This is a genomic window from Mycobacterium terramassiliense, from assembly GCF_900157385.1.
GTDB lineage: Bacteria > Actinomycetota > Actinomycetes > Mycobacteriales > Mycobacteriaceae > Mycobacterium > Mycobacterium terramassiliense.
Window position 1 is genome coordinate 1,138,368 of the sequence record NZ_LT717701.1, and the last position, 14,368, is coordinate 1,152,735.

A 14,368-nucleotide genomic window follows, 5' to 3' on the forward strand; every position below is an offset into this window, starting at 1 on the left:
CCGAACGAGGGCCACACCCCGCGGCGCAGGACCCGCGGGGTGATTCGCAGTGGTGCCGGGCACGCCAGGACGGCGCATGCTCGGCATCGGCCGAGGTAAGGACCGCTTTAAGTGCCCCCACTAGGACTCGAACCTAGGACCTGCGGATTAAAAGTCCGTAGCTCTACCAACTGAGCTATAGGGGCGCGAAGGTTCAGAATACTGCGTTCGGAACACCGCCCGGACGGCGCTCGTTTGAGGATTGGGCCTGCGGTGACCTAAGCTGACGTGGCTCCCAACGGTAACTGCGTTGCGAGTGCCCCCGGAGTGATTCGGTTCTGGCCCCCATCGTCTAGTGGCCTAGGACGCCGCCCTTTCACGGCGGTAGCACGGGTTCGAATCCCGTTGGGGGTACGCGCGACGCAATGACGCGGAGCGATAGCGAGGCCCTGTGGCGCAGTTGGTTAGCGCGCCGCCCTGTCACGGCGGAGGTCGCGGGTTCGAGTCCCGTCAGGGTCGCCAGCACGGCGAGGCAGCCCATGCCTTCCGGCCAGGTAGCTCAGTCGGTACGAGCGTCCGCCTGAAAAGCGGAAGGTCGCCGGTTCGATCCCGGCCCTGGCCACCAGTCTTGAGCTGCATGGACGCGGTGACGGCACTCTATGGACGTTTTGGTGCGTCCGGTTCCTGTCCGTTCGCCTGGTTGGCGGCGGAGCTGTGGAGCCGGTCAAGGTTCGTGGCTACGTGGTCGAGTTCATCGGCGTAGAGGTCGCTGTAGATGTTCGCGGTGACAGTTGGCGTCGAGTGCCCCATGGTTTTCTGGACGTAGCGAAGGTCAGCGCCGGAAGCCCGGGCCAGGCTGGCGTACGTGTGTCGTAGGTCGTGAATCGTCAACGGCGCGAGGTTGGTTGTCTGAAGTGCACGAGACCAGCGGACGTGTCGACGCCAGTTGTTGGACCTCAGGAAGCCACCATTAGGTGAGGTGACCGCTTGTTCGCCTGGTGCGCGGCCCGCGACTCGTGGCTTCAGTGCGTCGATGACGATATGGGGTAGCGGGACGGTTCGCACCGCGGCGCGAGTCTTTGGCGGTCCGACAATGATCCGCCCTTCCACTTCCGGCGCCGCCTGGCGGACGTAGAGCCGGCGCGCCGACAGGTCGATATCGCCGACGCGCAGGCCGACCAGTTCGGACCAGCGCAGCCCGGTCAAGGCCAGGATGGTGACGACGTCCCCCTGGTCGCCGCATGCCGCCGCTAGGGCGGCTACTTCTGTCGTGGTGAGGTAGCGGTGACGTTCTCGGGCCGGAATCCGCCCCGCTGATACGCCTTGCGCCGGGTTGGTGTGGATGCGGCCGTCCTCGCGGGCCATTTCGAGGATCGACCGCAGGAGTCGAAGGGTGGCGAGTTTCGCCCACGGCCCGACGGTGAGGGTATCGATGAATTGCTGGATATCTTTGCGGGTGATCTCGTCGAGCGGGACATGGCCGAAGCGCGGGCTGATGCGGAGTTTCCAATGCTGGGTGTAGCCGCTCCAGGTCTTGGGTGACACGGCCGGGCGTTTGGACGCGCTGTAGTGAGTCCAGATGCCGGAAAGGCTCACACGGCCAAGCCGAGGGTCGAAGCGCCTGGCACCGATCGCCGCTTCGCCGTCGCGCTCAGCTTTGAAGGCCCGCGCTTCGCGGAGGCTGGCGAACGTCGATGACGTTTCCACCCATCCCGATGACGAATCTGGATCCCGCACCAGGTAGCGCACTTGATAGCGCGGCTGGCCGGCTGCGTTGGTCCTCTTGCGGATACCGCGCGGTCCCGATCCGGCCACTTAGCGGCGCACCTGGCGTAGCCACGCGCGGACTTCCGCTGCGTCCCAACGTCTTACCCGGTCCGATAGCGTGTAGCACGGCGGTCCGACTTCGGCGCCGTGTTCGCGCATCGCGCCCCATCGGCTCACGGTCGCGGCCGACACGCCGAGCAGCTCGGCCACCTGCTCTGCTGTCAGCAGCTCCGGAAAAGTTGCGGCAACGGTGGCCGCGGTGCTGATGCCGAGAGTTGCCATGGCGATGTCCTCAGTTCTCCGCCGGACCTTGGTAGCTTTGAGTAGCCACCCCGTATTCGTTTGCAACTGAACGGATTAACGAGTCGGGCCAGTAGTCGGCGCGGACCCGCACCGTTGATCCGTCTTCGTCGATTACGTATCCGGTTCCAGGTTCATTGGCGTCGATGCGGTGCGCGGGCGCGGCATCGGCGAGGCCATCGCCCAGCACCATCGCGACCTCGTCGCGTGAACGCAGACGAAGTGCAACGGTTTGGGTGAATAGTCCGCGCATGGGCAGGATCTCTTTGCGTGGGTCCTGCATGAAGGCAGCGACGACGATTCCGACAGCTCTGCCTTTTGTCAGAATGCGTGAAAGCGAGGCCGCAACTTGCTTCTTGCTGGCGGCGTCTGTCATGTAGGCGGTCAGGCCGGCCAATTCGTCGATGAGCAGAACCATGAGCGGCTCGGCCGTGCTGAGTGCGTGCGAACGCGCTCGGCCGGCCATCCGGCGTCCGCGGCTATCCAATAGTTCCTCTAGCTTGGCCAGCAGCCTGGCGGCCTCGGCCTCGGTCGTCGCGACTTCGGTGAATAGCGCGGAGCCGACTGACACTTCGATCCCGTACTTGAGGTCTACCGCGAAAAGCCGCACAGTCCCCGACCTCACGGCCGGAGCCAATCCGCCTGCGATGCCCCAGAAAATGGAACCCTTTCCCGCCCCTGAGCACGCGACAGTCAGGGTGTGCAAGCCAGCGACACGGAGAATCCAGGCCGACCCGTTCTCGCGCCGACCTATGTCCACTGCCTTCGCCGCGTCACTGATTGGCTGTCTAGCAGTTTCGACAAAAGAAAGATGTTGCTTCGTAACGAATTCCATCCGGACCGTGCCGGGCGCAACGACCGTCGAGCGGGCGGAATGTGCCCCGACGGCATCACGGATTGCGGGCACCGAATTCTCCAGGTCATCCACCGTCTGGCCGGTCCGTGTGCGGACGGTCATTCGCAGGCAGTCGCCTGACATGCTCACCCCGAGAAGGCGAGGATGAGTCCAGACTGTCCTCGTCTTGCTCTTGCCCTGTAAGTCCGTGCGCGTGACGCGCTCTGAAGTGGACAACCCGCAGGCCTTCGCAACTCGCGGCCAGGAGATCAGCGCCCATAGCAGCCATCGAGCCCGCCGCGCTGGGGTTGCAACATAACGCCTAAATGTGGCGGGCGAACGCAGTCTCCAAACGACGAGCGAAAGGGTGACCACGCCGATCACCGCGATGAGCCACATGGCGCCGACCGCCAGTAGGTGCGTGAGGTCAAGGAGGTCCATCCCGGCATCGGGATCTGGAATCGAATACGGATCGCTAAGTACTACGGGGTCGTAGGGACTCATGCTGATGCCCGGTCTGCCGCTGAGGACCCCGCCTTGCCGGTGTCCGCAATCATGCCCGAGGCCCGAAACGACCACGCGATGCGGCCGGATTCGCTCGAACGGTCTACGTACGGCAATACGCACAGCTCCTCGAAAATCACTGGCGTGAAGGGCATTCCGGCAGCGTTCGGCGGGCACACAGGTTGATTGGGTGTTGCGAACTTGACGGTGAGAGTGCGTGCTCGCTTGCTAGCGGCCGGGTCGCCGTCGAGGACTTCGACCTGCCACAACGGGACGCCTGATTCTCGATCAGTCGCCTGAACCTTGCTGTCCTTTGTTGACCGCTCGTAATCGATCACCGCAGTGACGTCGGACACCACGAACGCTCGGTGCGGGAAAACCTGCTGGTGAGACACCTTGAGCCATTTAGGAACGGACATCGTGGACCTTTCATGAGAACTGCTCTAGACAAGTTGAGGTTACATAGTCGTCTAGAGGAGTGCAACGATCGGAGCGCGACGGATCGAAGACTTTGGCCTCAGCGCGCCGGAAACTCGTATTCGAGCAGGTAGGCCGAGCTAACCTTCACCGTGTCGCAGACCTCAACCGCCACATCATTCGCGTCGTAGGCGGTTCGGAGCACAGTCAATACGGGAACGCCGGGCTCAAGTTCCAGCTCCCGCCGTTCCTCGGGAGTGGGCATCCGGGCTGCGACTTCCTCGGTGAAGCGGCCGAGTACATGACCGTTCTCTTCCAGGCGGGCGTAAATACCACCAGGCCCCGTGTCGACCTGCTCGATCTTCGTACCTTCAGCGAAAGCCGCCGGGATGAAGGAGACCGCTGTCTCAACCGGCCGGCCATTCGCGAGGTACCGCCTCGATCGCACGACCACGTCATCATTGGGCGAGACTCTAAGTCTCTCAGCTACAAAGGAATTCGGCTTCTGTCGATTCACGACGATACTGTCGACCTGCGGCGAGTAACCGGATTTCTCAGCTTCCACGGTGAATGCCGCCTTGCCTTCCGCGCGGTGCTTTCGCGCGAATCGATCTGACGCCAGTCTGTGAATCGGCGCCGTCGGGCGGACGAACACTCCGCGGCCATGTTGCGAGATGACCAGTCCCTCGGAACGAAGCTCATGCATCGCTTGTCTTACAGTCATGCGGGCCACGCCGAAGTGCTCGATCAATTCAGCCTCGGACGGCAGTCGTTCCCCGGGGGGTAGCTGGTTGTGAATAATCGCTTCGCGCAACATGCCCGCGATCTGCCGATATGGCGGCTTGTCGTCCGCCCGGTCGATCTGTCCAAGTTGCAGCACCCGGTGGCCTTCCCTTACATGTCTAGACGACTAGTCTAGGAAGCCAGTCAACCTCGTGTCACGTCGCCGGCATCGAACAATGGAGACCACCGATGGGAAACACGCCAAAGCACTCGGTGAGTGTCGCCGGCATCGTCGTCCGGGATGACGGTCTGGTTCTTGTGATCCGCCGAGACGACAACGACCACTGGGAGGCTCCCGGTGGCGTACTCGAACTGCACGAATCCTTCGAGGATGGCGTCCGGCGCGAAGTGCTCGAAGAAACTGGTCTGGACGTCACGGTGGAACGTCTGAGCGGCGTTTACAAGAACCTCACTCACGGGATAGTCGCTCTCGTCTATCGTTGCCGTCCGGCCGAGGGGATCACCCACCCGACGGCCGAGGCGCGCGAAGTTCGTTGGATGACCAGGGGAGAAGTTCAGTCAGCGATGAGTCCTGCCTTCGCCGTGCGCGTCCTGGATGCGTTCGACGAAAGCGTTCATTCGCGCGCTCACGACGGAGTCAGCGTCGTATCGGGCTGACAGTCTCCGCTGCCGGTTCGTTCCTAGGCAACTGTCTGGAGCGGATCGATCCAACCAGCGCGCGTACGCGGCTCAAACCGCTGCTGCCTTTAGCATTACTCAGGCAGGCGGCAGATTGAATTTCGGAAGGTCCGGCGTTCGTGGCTCGAGTTGAATGGACCCGACAGTCAGGCGAAGAGGTTGAGACCGTCGTCGGGATGCTCCTGTGTAGCAAATTCCCGAATGCAGTTCGTGTGCGTCCAAGCCAAGGCGACGGCGGAATCGACATCTTCGTTCCTGGCCCCGCTGGCTGGGGCAAGGAGCGCGCAGTTTGGCAGATCAAGCGGTACTGCGACAACTTGAATGGAACCCAGAAGCGTGCAATCAAGCGGTCGTTCTCGCGGGTCGTTGAAACCAGTAAAAAAGAAGATTGGCTGATTACGGAATGGCATCTCGTCATGCCACTCGACCTGACTAACCAAAATCTCGGCTGGTTGGACGCTCACACTGCGAATGCTGACTTTCCTCGCGCGACACACGGTTTGCTGATGTGCGACACCCTTGCAGCCGAGTATCAGAACGTCATCGACTACTACCTGCGTGACGGCAAGGAACGCCTGCAGGCGGCGATGGATCATCTCACCAGGATCCTCTCCGTCCGGAAAGATCGGCAAGAGAACGAACCTCTAATGCCATCCGACGTAATGACGGATCTGACGTCAATATATAAGGCGCTCAACGAATGTGATCCATTCTACAAGTACAGCTTCGATGTCTCAGACAAGCCGCCACCCGATGAGCCGTCGTCGTATGAAGAGGGTTTGGTCGCGGCTTACGCAATGTGTCAGGACTCGGTGTGGATCACTATCAAGATCTTTGCGCGCTCGTTGGCGGCGGTCCAGGAGCGCCCGATCACTTGGCGGCTGCAGCTTGCGGTCCCCGCGGACGACGAGGAACTCCGGCAGCAAGTGGAAAAATTCATCGACTACGGCGCACCCCTATCGATGCCGGTGGGCACGGTAACCGGCTCTCTCGACCTGCCGGCCGGCCTGGGTGGGGACCTGAGCGGTGCCAGCCTTCAGGTAATCAACGTGATCGAGCAGTCCGTCGACGACGAAGACACCGAGCTTGCCATCGCGATGCTGGCGCCGGACTCTGACACGGTGATCGCCAGCACCACCATCAAGCGGACGGAATTCAGTCAGGGCCAAGGTGGCGTTCGCGGCATCTGGGTGGATAACGCCAAGTTGTTCACGGTCGAGATGTTGGCCAAGAAGACCGCGCAGCGCGAACTCACCTGGAACATCAGCACGGAATACAACCTAAGCGGCCGGCGCCCCGCCGACATCGTCGAAGGTCTGAAGTTTCTGGCCGCCATGCATGCCCCGAACCGAATCGGGATCGGTTTAGCTTACGGTCCAAAGCAATTCACTAGCGGTGGCCCTGCGCCGAGACCCGATCATCATGACAATGCGGCGAAACGATGGTCGGTCGTCGCCGAAGCTCTTGCCCGGATTCAGAACCACGTAAGTGTGCTTCTCCGGATGCCTGCCGAGATGACCAAAGATGAGGCGATCGCCATCATTGAGGCGGCAAAGCTCCTGTCGAGAGAGACGCGTAGCGGCCCCCTTACTGGACCGTTCACGATCATCAGGCGGGAGACGCAACTCGAGCCTGTAGTGGACACCATCTACGAATTCATCGCGATCAAGTCGCTGAAGATCACGCTTGGCTCCGACGAGATTCTCGTTGGGAAGCAGGCACTGTTCTTTCGAGGGAAGTATCTGGATATTCAGGACGACGAGTTCACAATCGAACCGATCTCGGACGGCGTCAGCGCCCTGTACACCGGCGAAGCAGAAGCCGGTCGACTGTTCGGGCGCCCCGTCCGTGCCATGCCGTTGTTGACGCCACTGGGTGAAAAGTGGCCGTCCCTACGCAGCGCGGCACTGGTGCGAATTATCGAGAAGCACTGTGGCGCTCCGCAGCGGCGAATGAAGTCACAACGGCGGTACAAGGGGAAAAGTCGCGAGTTCACATTTGCGTTCCCAGATCGCGCGGAGGTTTCTGGGAAGATCGTTCGCCGTGTGTTAGTCGAAGATGTCGGTCTTAGTCCAGATGAAGCCCGAAACGAGGTGGACTGATGTCACATCCAATACAGACAGTCATATATCACCACGACGCGGCACACACCCCCGCTTGGCAGTTCTTCTCTCTGCCGGACAGCATCGTCGGTGGCGGCAACACTCTAGACTCGGCACGAGCAAAATATCGTGGCGCTCTGAAGTTTTCGCGTGGGGTAGGCGGGCTCCCCGACATTAACGAATACGTCGAGACGGAAGCCGATAACCTAGACATTTGGGTCCGAACCCCATTGAGTGATACCGAGCGGGAAGCCGCGACGACCGATGCCACACGCCAGCTTGAAACACACCCCGAAGACCGCGCGTGGTTCGACGAGCATTTGACTGCGGGAGGCTATCCGGTAGTCGTACCTGGCGTCCTTGATGATCCCATTTCCTCGATCTTTAATCAGATGACGGCATTTGACTCGCTAGTCGTGTGGACCGTTTATCGCTCGGCTGATAGGGCGTCGAGCGTGTGGCTCGTCATGGCCGGAAATCGATCCGCAGGCGACGAATCACTTACCAGTCTAGAGACGCTCGGCCTGACGGAGAGCTCACCGTTGAGCGAGCTGGTTCATCTGGCGGTCGAACGTGAACTAAATACGTTCGCGGCCCGGTTCCCTCGCTAGGCGAAACCTTCGAAAAATGGCACCGTCAGGTCGAAGTCGTCGCGTCGCCGCTCAATAACCGCATCGAGAGGTCATCGGTCTCTGTAGCGGCACTCGTGGCGGATTGATGTTGACCGCGCACCCATGCTTGGGCAGCCATTTGGGTTGCGTCCCAGGGTGATCCAAGCGGCGGGGTGTAAGACAGGTCGAGCGCACTGAGGCCGTCGACGGACATCTCGTGGAACAGGGCGGTGGCGTAGGTGTCGACGCGTTTGGCGATTTCGGCGCTGCGGTGTCCGACCAGCTGGGCGCCGAGCAGGCGGCCGCTCTGCTGGTCGCCGGTGATACGGATGTTGATCGGGGTTGCCCCTGGGTAGTAGGCCTTGTGGTCGTCCGGGGTCGATTGGCTGGTGACTGGGGTCCAGCCGTTGTTGGCGGACAGGGCTTCGTGTTCGCGGAGGCCGGTGCGGGCGGCGACGAGGTCGAAGACCTTGACGACTTGCGTACCGAGGCTGCCCGCGAAGTGGGTGCAGCCACCGAGGGCGTTTTCGCCTGCCACGCGGCCTTGTTTGTGGGCGGTGGTGCCCAGCGGGAGCCAGGTGATGCCGAGGAGCCGGTGGTGGGTGTGTACGCAGTCGCCCGCGGCGAAGACATCGGGCAAGTTGGTGCGCATAGCTTCGTCGACAACGATGGCACCTTTCACGCCGAGTTCGGCGCCGGCGTCTGCGGCCAGTTCAGTGTCGGGACGCACTCCAACCACGACGAGAACGAAATCGACGGTGCGCGAGATTGTTTGGCCGTCCTGGCTGGCGGTCACGGTAAGCGCGCCGGTGTCGGCGCGGGTGATGGCGGTGACCGCGGTGTCGGTGAGGACTTCGACACCGTTGTGCTCGAGTTCAGTGTGCACGAGGGCGCCGAGTTCAGGGTCGACGGTGGGCAAAACTTCGGGCAAGGCTTCGATTTGGGTAACGCGGATGCCGCGCGTGGTAAGGGCTTCGGCCATCTCCAGGCCGATGTAGCCGGCGCCGACGATCGCCGCCGTGGCGGGGTTGCGTTGCTGCAGGGAGTCCATGACGGCGAAGGTGTCGCCCATGGAGTGCAGCAAGTGCACGCCATCGTCGGGTCTGAGCGCGTCAGCGCCGCTTAGCCCAGAGATGGGTGGGCGGGTACTGATGGCGCCGGTGCCCACGATCAGGGAGTCGTAGACAAGCTGTTGTGGGGCGCCGATGGAGTCGAGGATGTCGAGGGTGTGCTCTTTGACATTGATGCCGGTGGCGCGGGTGTCGGTGAGCACCCGCATGCCGGTGGCGGCCAGGTCGGCGGCGGTGCGATGAGCCAGGTTGGTCCAGTGGGTGACTTCCCCGGAGACGTAGTAAGGGATGCCGCAGATGGAGAAGTTGGGATAGGCGTCGGCGACAACCACGGTTACGTCGGTTGTGGGGTCGAGCTCGCGGGCGCGCAGCGCTGCGCTGATGCCGGCGTCACTGCCGCCGACAGCTACGATATGACGAGGTGTCATGCGGGTTTGGCTCCCGTGGTGTCAGGGTTTTGCGGTGGCGGTGCAGCGCTGCGCCGATGGGTGTGATGTCTTAGCTTATGGCGTCCACGGCGCTAAGCACCTTTGCCTGAAAGCCATTGGGCAGCGGGAAGTATCCGTGATCTTCAAGGTCGGCCTGGCCTGGCCCGATGGTGGACTGCAGAAACGCCCGCACCGCCCGTGCGGTCTGTGGGTCAGCGTATTTCGAGCACACCAGTTCGTAGGTCGCCAGCACGATCGGGTAGGTGCCGGGATGGGTGGGCTTGTAGAACGACGAGGTGTCTAGCACCAGGTTGTTACCCTGGCCCACGATGGTCGCTCCGGAGACGGCCTTGCCGACCGTGTCGGCGGTGATGGCCACGGGATCGGGCCCGGCTGAGGTCAGGATTCTGGCGGCGAACAGCCGCTGCGCTTGGGCGAACGAGTATTCGTTGTAGCTGATCGCACCCTCGGTGGACTTGATTTTCGCTGAGGTGCCCTCGTTGCCTGGTGCGCCCTCGCCAACTCCGCCGTTGAACACCTTGCCGGTTCCTTTGCCCCACGCGCCGTTGGAGGCGGCGTCGAGGTAGAGCTGGAAGTTATCGGTGGTGCCCGAGGCGTCGCTGCGGAATACCACGTCGATGGGTTCCATGGGCATCTCCTCGCCGTTGAGCGCCTTGATGGCTGGGTCGTCCCACCGGGTGATCTTGCCGTTGAAAATCTTGGCTAGTGTCGGGGCGTCGAGCGTCAGTCTGTTTACGGCTTCGAGGTTGTACGTGATCGCCAAAGGACCGAACACCACTGGCAGATCCCAGGCATCCGACCCGCACCGCTCCTTGGCCGTGGTGTACTCGTCGCCAGCGAGCGGCGAGTCCGAGCCACCGAAATCCGTTATGCCGCGGAGGAATTCGCTCACTCCCGCCCCCGAGCCGTTCGACGTGTAGGTGAGTGTCTGCCCAGGGCAGGCTTTTTCGTAGGCTTGGACGAACCGGGTCATCGCATTGGCCTGCGCGGTCGAGCCGCTGGCCTTCAGCGACTGTTTACCGCCGCAGTCAACCTTCGCCGTGGTGGCGTATGAGGGGTTCGAATGTTCCCTGGCACATGCCGAAAACCAAAACACCAGCGCGGTCACTGCCAGCAAGCTCGGCACGCCCCAAAGTAGTTTTCGTGAAATGCTCATCGCGGTTTCCTCCGGTCGTCAGCGCACGGTGTTGTTGCTAGTCGGGGTCCAGGGTGGGGGCGAGGTGATCAATGCGCACGGTCAGCTCGTCGAGGGCCTGGTCGAAGGCGTCGGCCCGGCCGGTGCGGACCGGGTCGGGGATCGACCAATGCAGGCGCCTGCTGTCGGCGGGCAGTTGTTCGTGGGCGCTGTCGCAGACCGCGATGATCACGTCGGTAGGCTTCACGATGTCATCGAGATGGCGCGGGGTGTGGGGTCGCATCGGCAGCTTGCGGCGCTTCGCGGCGGCTACTGCCGACGGGTGTACCTCGGCGGCGGGATGGGTCCCGGCTGAGGTTGCCGGTAGCGAGCTTCGGCGATTCCACACCGCCACCGCCAACTGGCTGCGTGCCGAATTCTGGCTGCAGACAAACACCACCCGCTCTGCACGCCACGCAGTCGAGGGCACCAACAAATCCAGCGACTCGGGGATCAGCTGCAGATAGCTGCGACGACGATCTCCTTCTGATCGGACTCGGCGCACGATGCCGGCTCCCTCAAGCACCCCCAGATGGTGGGCGATCAGACTCGATGACATCGACAGCGCGGCTTGAAGCTCAGAGGGCGATGCGTCGGCGAGCAGCAATCGATCGACGATAACGAGCCGGCCAGGGTCGGCTAAGGCGGCATGGATCTGAACCCGCCGCACCGCGTCAGAGGATAGCTCAATCATAATTAAGTTAATTTCTACTGAGCTACCGCCCAAAAATCAAGGTGTTGGCTTGGTTTGGTGACCGTGTCTTCTCACGTTCGCCACTGCGAAGCCAGGCATTTACCCATGAGTCGACCCTCACCACCCGTCCGGATCCTCGGAGGTTTACCCGCATTGGCGAAAGATCAGTTGCAGCACCGCGGGTCGAGCACCGCGCACAGGGCGGCCATCGCGTCACGGTGAGGACGGTGATAGACGTTCATGCCGCGGCGCTCCGACTCCACCAGGCCCGCGTTACGCAGTTGGCCAAGATGGTGGCTCACGGTTGATTCGGTCAGTTCGACAACGGCGGCCAGGTCGCTGGTCTTCTGCTCACCCGCAGACGAGCTGAATAGCAGGGACATGATCTTGACCCGCGCGGGATCTGCCAACGCCTTGAGGCGCAAGGCAACCCGCAGGGCGTCGTCATCGCTCATTGGGCCTGCCGCCAGCGGCGCACAGCATGCCGGCGCGGTGATGTCGACCAGGGGTAACGCCTTCGGCATGACGCAATAATGCCAGAAGGTTTGACATATATCAAAAAGGTGGCATCCTAAGCGTGTCGGACGAATTTGATATATGTCTCACACCTACGGAGGTCTGATTCCATGTCCCGTGTACAACTTGCCCTCAACGTCGATGACCTCGACGAAGCGATCATGTTCTACTCCAAGCTGTTCAATACCGAGCCGGCGAAACGCAAGCCCGGCTATGCCAACTTCGCCGTCGATGAGCCGCCGCTCAAGCTGGTGCTGCTCGAAAACCCCGGTAAGGGCGGCACCCTGAACCACCTCGGCGTGGAGGTCCAGTCCAGTGAGAAGGTGCACGAGGAGATCGCTCGGTTGCAGGGCGAGGGCTTGTTCACCGACGAGGAGATCGGAACGACCTGTTGCTTCGCCACCCAGGACAAGGTCTGGGTGACAGGGCCGGCCGGGGAGAAGTGGGAGGTCTACACCGTGTTGGCCGACTCGGAAACTTTCGGATCAAGCCCGCAGCACCTCGACCCCGAAACCGAAGGTGCTGCGTGCTGTGGCCGATCGGCGGCTGACGACAATACAGAACCCGCGCCGACCGCCTCTTGCTGCTAACGCCCAACAATCGACCGCGTAATCGCATTGTGCTGCAACAATTCTCGCTGCCCTTAGAAACCGAACCGAGAACAGCCGTAGCGGCCGCGAGGCGTGCGACCGGGCACCGCGGGATCGCGCTGATGATCAAGGATTAGATTGCGTCGATGTGATTGCTGGTTACGTGGCCAAGACGCCTCGGGCCGTCCCGAGCGCTTCAAGCGCGGGGATACCCACTGGTTCGGTCGAAAGCAGCGGTACCACCGCGACCCGATCCGCGTGCTGACCCTTGACCTTGTCGATCTCCGGCAGTTCCGCGGCGGCGCGCTGCCGGAGCAGCGGTGCGGTCGGGTTTGCGGCTGCGAGCGAGTTGTTGATCACCCAGGCCCAGGGGCGGATGCCGGCGCGTTCGAGTTCGTCCTGCAATCCGGCGGCCTCGAGGACCGGGGTGGTTTCGGCGAGGGTGACGATGATGACTTTGGTCTGCTCCGGGTTCTGCAAACGCATAAGCGGAGTCGTGAAGCGTCGGTTGCCCAGTTGCCGTGCGACCTCGCGATGGTAGGAGCCGGTGGCATCGAGTAGGAGCAGCGTGTGCCCGGTTGGGGCGGTGTCCACGACGACGAACTTGTGCAGCGATTCACCGATGACCCGCGAGAACGCCTGGAACACAGCTACTTCCTCGGTGCATGGCGAGCGAAGATCCTCTGCGAGGGTCGCCCGGCCGTGCTCATCGAGCGCGGCGCCTTTGGTGGTGAGCACATGTTCGCGGTAGATGCGGGTCGCCTCGACCGGGTCGATGGCCGACACCTGCAGGTTCGGCAGTGTTCCGTGGAGGGTGTCGATGAGGTGCCCGGCGGGGTCGGTCGTGGTCAGGTGCACTTGGTGACCGCCCTCGGCGAGAGCGACAGCGATCGCGGCAGCAATCGTTGTCTTGCCGACTCCGCCCTTACCCATGCACATGATCAATCCGTGGTCCCCAGTGGCCAGTTCATTGATCAGATTCGCCAGCGGGGTGTCAATAACGGCGGGGACCATTTCTTGTTGCTCATCCGGCCCGCCCGCATCCGAGGTGAATAGCGACGCCAGGGCGTCCAGGCCGATGATGTTGCTGGGCTTGAGATCGACCAGGTCCAGGGGCAGGGTCCGTAGTTCCTCGGGCAGCGACGCGATCGCCTGCTGTTCGCGCTGGTAAATCGCCACGGCGAGCGGGTCAGTGCGCCCGGCAGATGCGGGCAGGACACCATTGATCACGACGTACTGGTGGGTCAAGCCAATCGCAGCGAGTTCACGCTGCGTGCGGGCGATCTCAGCCAGCGTCGACCTCTGGGCACGGGCCACCAGCACTAGGCGGGTGCGCTGGGGATCGGCCAGCGCGGCGACCGCAGCGGCGTAGACGACGCGTTGTTTTTCCAGACCGGACAGCGGCCCCAGGCAGGATGCATCGCCCTTGCCCTCGTTGAGGAAGTCAGTCCACGAGCCCGGCAATTGCAGCAGGCGGATGGTGTGCCCGGTAGGGGCGGTGTCGAACAGCACATGGTCGAACTGGCCGAGTTCGCCGTCGGAATCGGTTAGGAGTTCGGTGAATTCGTTGAAGGAGGCGATCTCGGTGGTGCACGAGCCGGAGAGTTGTTCGGTGATCGATGCCACCTCCGCGTCCGGCAATAGCCCACGCACCGGGCCGATGATGCGTTCGCGGTAAGCGTCAGCGGCCTGTTCGGGATCGATTTCCAGAGCCGACAGACCGTCGACCGCGGGGATCCCGGTGATGGTGTTGCCGATCGTCAGCCCAAAGACTTGTCCGACGTTGGATGCCGGGTCGGTGCTGACTAGCAGCACCTTGTTGCCGTGGCGGGCCAGCGCGATCGCGGTGGCACACGCGATGGAGGTCTTGCCCACCCCGCCCTTGCCGGTGAAGAACAGAAATCGTGGCGGAGCGTCCAGAAACTTCATGGCCGGTTC

The 14,368-nt window shown here is 62.4% G+C and carries 14 protein-coding genes and 4 tRNA genes; 7 read left to right on the forward strand and 11 right to left on the reverse strand.

Features of this window, described 5'->3' with window-relative positions:
* Positions 1 to 112: 112 nt before the first annotated feature.
* Positions 113 to 185: transfer RNA gene (locus tag MTAB308_RS20135), tRNA-Lys, on the reverse strand.
* 135 nt (positions 186 to 320) lie between these two features.
* Between MTAB308_RS20135 and MTAB308_RS20140 the strand changes: the two genes are divergently transcribed.
* The 3 genes from MTAB308_RS20140 to MTAB308_RS20150 all read left to right on the forward strand — a co-directional run bounded on the left by MTAB308_RS20140 (position 321) and on the right by MTAB308_RS20150 (position 604).
* Positions 321 to 393, forward strand: a tRNA-Glu gene (locus MTAB308_RS20140).
* 31 nt (positions 394 to 424) lie between these two features.
* Positions 425 to 501 (forward strand) — tRNA-Asp (locus tag MTAB308_RS20145).
* A 26-nt stretch (positions 502 to 527) separates the two neighbouring features.
* Positions 528 to 604, forward strand: a tRNA-Phe gene (locus tag MTAB308_RS20150).
* A 32-nt stretch (positions 605 to 636) separates the two neighbouring features.
* Here the strand turns inward: MTAB308_RS20150 and MTAB308_RS20155 are convergent.
* The 5 genes from MTAB308_RS20155 to MTAB308_RS20175 all read right to left on the reverse strand — a co-directional run bounded on the left by MTAB308_RS20155 (position 637) and on the right by MTAB308_RS20175 (position 4,682).
* A complete protein-coding gene (locus tag MTAB308_RS20155) occupies positions 637 to 1,794 on the reverse strand; it encodes a site-specific integrase (RefSeq protein WP_077101508.1) in 1,158 nt (385 codons plus the stop codon).
* On the reverse strand, positions 1,795 to 2,028 hold the full coding sequence (locus MTAB308_RS20160) for a helix-turn-helix transcriptional regulator (protein ID WP_077101510.1): 234 nt from the start codon (positions 2,026 to 2,028) through the stop codon (positions 1,795 to 1,797).
* Positions 2,029 to 2,038: 10 nt separating this feature from the next.
* The gene (locus MTAB308_RS20165; RefSeq protein ID WP_077101512.1) at positions 2,039 to 3,385 is read right to left on the reverse strand and encodes a cell division protein FtsK; all 1,347 of its coding nucleotides are present in this window, start codon (positions 3,383 to 3,385) and stop codon (positions 2,039 to 2,041) included.
* The gene (locus tag MTAB308_RS20170; protein ID WP_077101514.1) at positions 3,382 to 3,804 is read right to left on the reverse strand and encodes a plasmid replication, integration and excision activator; all 423 of its coding nucleotides are present in this window, start codon (positions 3,802 to 3,804) and stop codon (positions 3,382 to 3,384) included. The genes MTAB308_RS20165 and MTAB308_RS20170 overlap by 4 nt, the downstream gene beginning before the upstream one ends.
* 98 nt (positions 3,805 to 3,902) lie before the next feature.
* The gene (locus MTAB308_RS20175) at positions 3,903 to 4,682 is read right to left on the reverse strand and encodes a GntR family transcriptional regulator (protein WP_077101516.1); all 780 of its coding nucleotides are present in this window, start codon (positions 4,680 to 4,682) and stop codon (positions 3,903 to 3,905) included.
* Between the two features lie 92 nt (positions 4,683 to 4,774).
* On the opposite strand from MTAB308_RS20175, the gene MTAB308_RS20180 reads away from it, so the two are divergent.
* The 3 genes from MTAB308_RS20180 to MTAB308_RS29005 all read left to right on the forward strand — a co-directional run bounded on the left by MTAB308_RS20180 (position 4,775) and on the right by MTAB308_RS29005 (position 7,937).
* Entirely contained in the window at positions 4,775 to 5,203 is a 429-nt protein-coding gene (locus MTAB308_RS20180; protein WP_077101518.1) for an NUDIX hydrolase, read from the forward strand.
* 140 nt (positions 5,204 to 5,343) lie between these two features.
* Positions 5,344 to 7,326 (forward strand): hypothetical protein, encoded by a 1,983-nt coding sequence (locus MTAB308_RS20185; RefSeq protein WP_157900980.1) that lies wholly within the window; start codon positions 5,344 to 5,346, stop codon positions 7,324 to 7,326.
* Positions 7,326 to 7,937, forward strand: coding sequence for a hypothetical protein (locus MTAB308_RS29005; RefSeq protein WP_157900981.1), 612 nt, complete (start codon positions 7,326 to 7,328; stop codon positions 7,935 to 7,937). Before MTAB308_RS20185 ends, MTAB308_RS29005 begins: the two co-directional genes overlap by 1 nt.
* A gap of 25 nt (positions 7,938 to 7,962) precedes the next feature.
* Here MTAB308_RS29005 and MTAB308_RS20190 read toward each other — a convergent pair whose 3' ends face one another.
* From MTAB308_RS20190 to MTAB308_RS20205, 4 genes are all read right to left on the reverse strand, one after another.
* Positions 7,963 to 9,435, reverse strand: a complete 1,473-nt coding sequence (locus tag MTAB308_RS20190; protein ID WP_077101523.1) for an FAD-dependent oxidoreductase — start codon at positions 9,433 to 9,435, stop codon at positions 7,963 to 7,965.
* Between the two features lie 70 nt (positions 9,436 to 9,505).
* Entirely contained in the window at positions 9,506 to 10,612 is a 1,107-nt protein-coding gene (pstS, locus tag MTAB308_RS20195; protein WP_077101525.1) for a phosphate ABC transporter substrate-binding protein PstS, read from the reverse strand.
* 37 nt (positions 10,613 to 10,649) lie between these two features.
* Positions 10,650 to 11,324 (reverse strand): arsenate reductase/protein-tyrosine-phosphatase family protein, encoded by a 675-nt coding sequence (locus MTAB308_RS20200; protein ID WP_173842259.1) that lies wholly within the window; start codon positions 11,322 to 11,324, stop codon positions 10,650 to 10,652.
* Between the two features lie 164 nt (positions 11,325 to 11,488).
* Entirely contained in the window at positions 11,489 to 11,848 is a 360-nt protein-coding gene (locus MTAB308_RS20205; protein WP_077101527.1) for an Rv2640c family ArsR-like transcriptional regulator, read from the reverse strand.
* Between the two features lie 102 nt (positions 11,849 to 11,950).
* Here MTAB308_RS20205 and MTAB308_RS20210 point away from each other — a divergent pair, with 102 nt between their 5' ends.
* A complete protein-coding gene (locus tag MTAB308_RS20210) occupies positions 11,951 to 12,430 on the forward strand; it encodes an ArsI/CadI family heavy metal resistance metalloenzyme (RefSeq protein ID WP_077101529.1) in 480 nt (159 codons plus the stop codon).
* Between the two features lie 159 nt (positions 12,431 to 12,589).
* On the opposite strand, the gene arsA is transcribed toward MTAB308_RS20210, so the two are convergent.
* The gene (gene arsA / locus MTAB308_RS20215; protein ID WP_077101531.1) at positions 12,590 to 14,359 is read right to left on the reverse strand and encodes an arsenical pump-driving ATPase; all 1,770 of its coding nucleotides are present in this window, start codon (positions 14,357 to 14,359) and stop codon (positions 12,590 to 12,592) included.
* Positions 14,360 to 14,368: the final 9 nt, after the last annotated feature.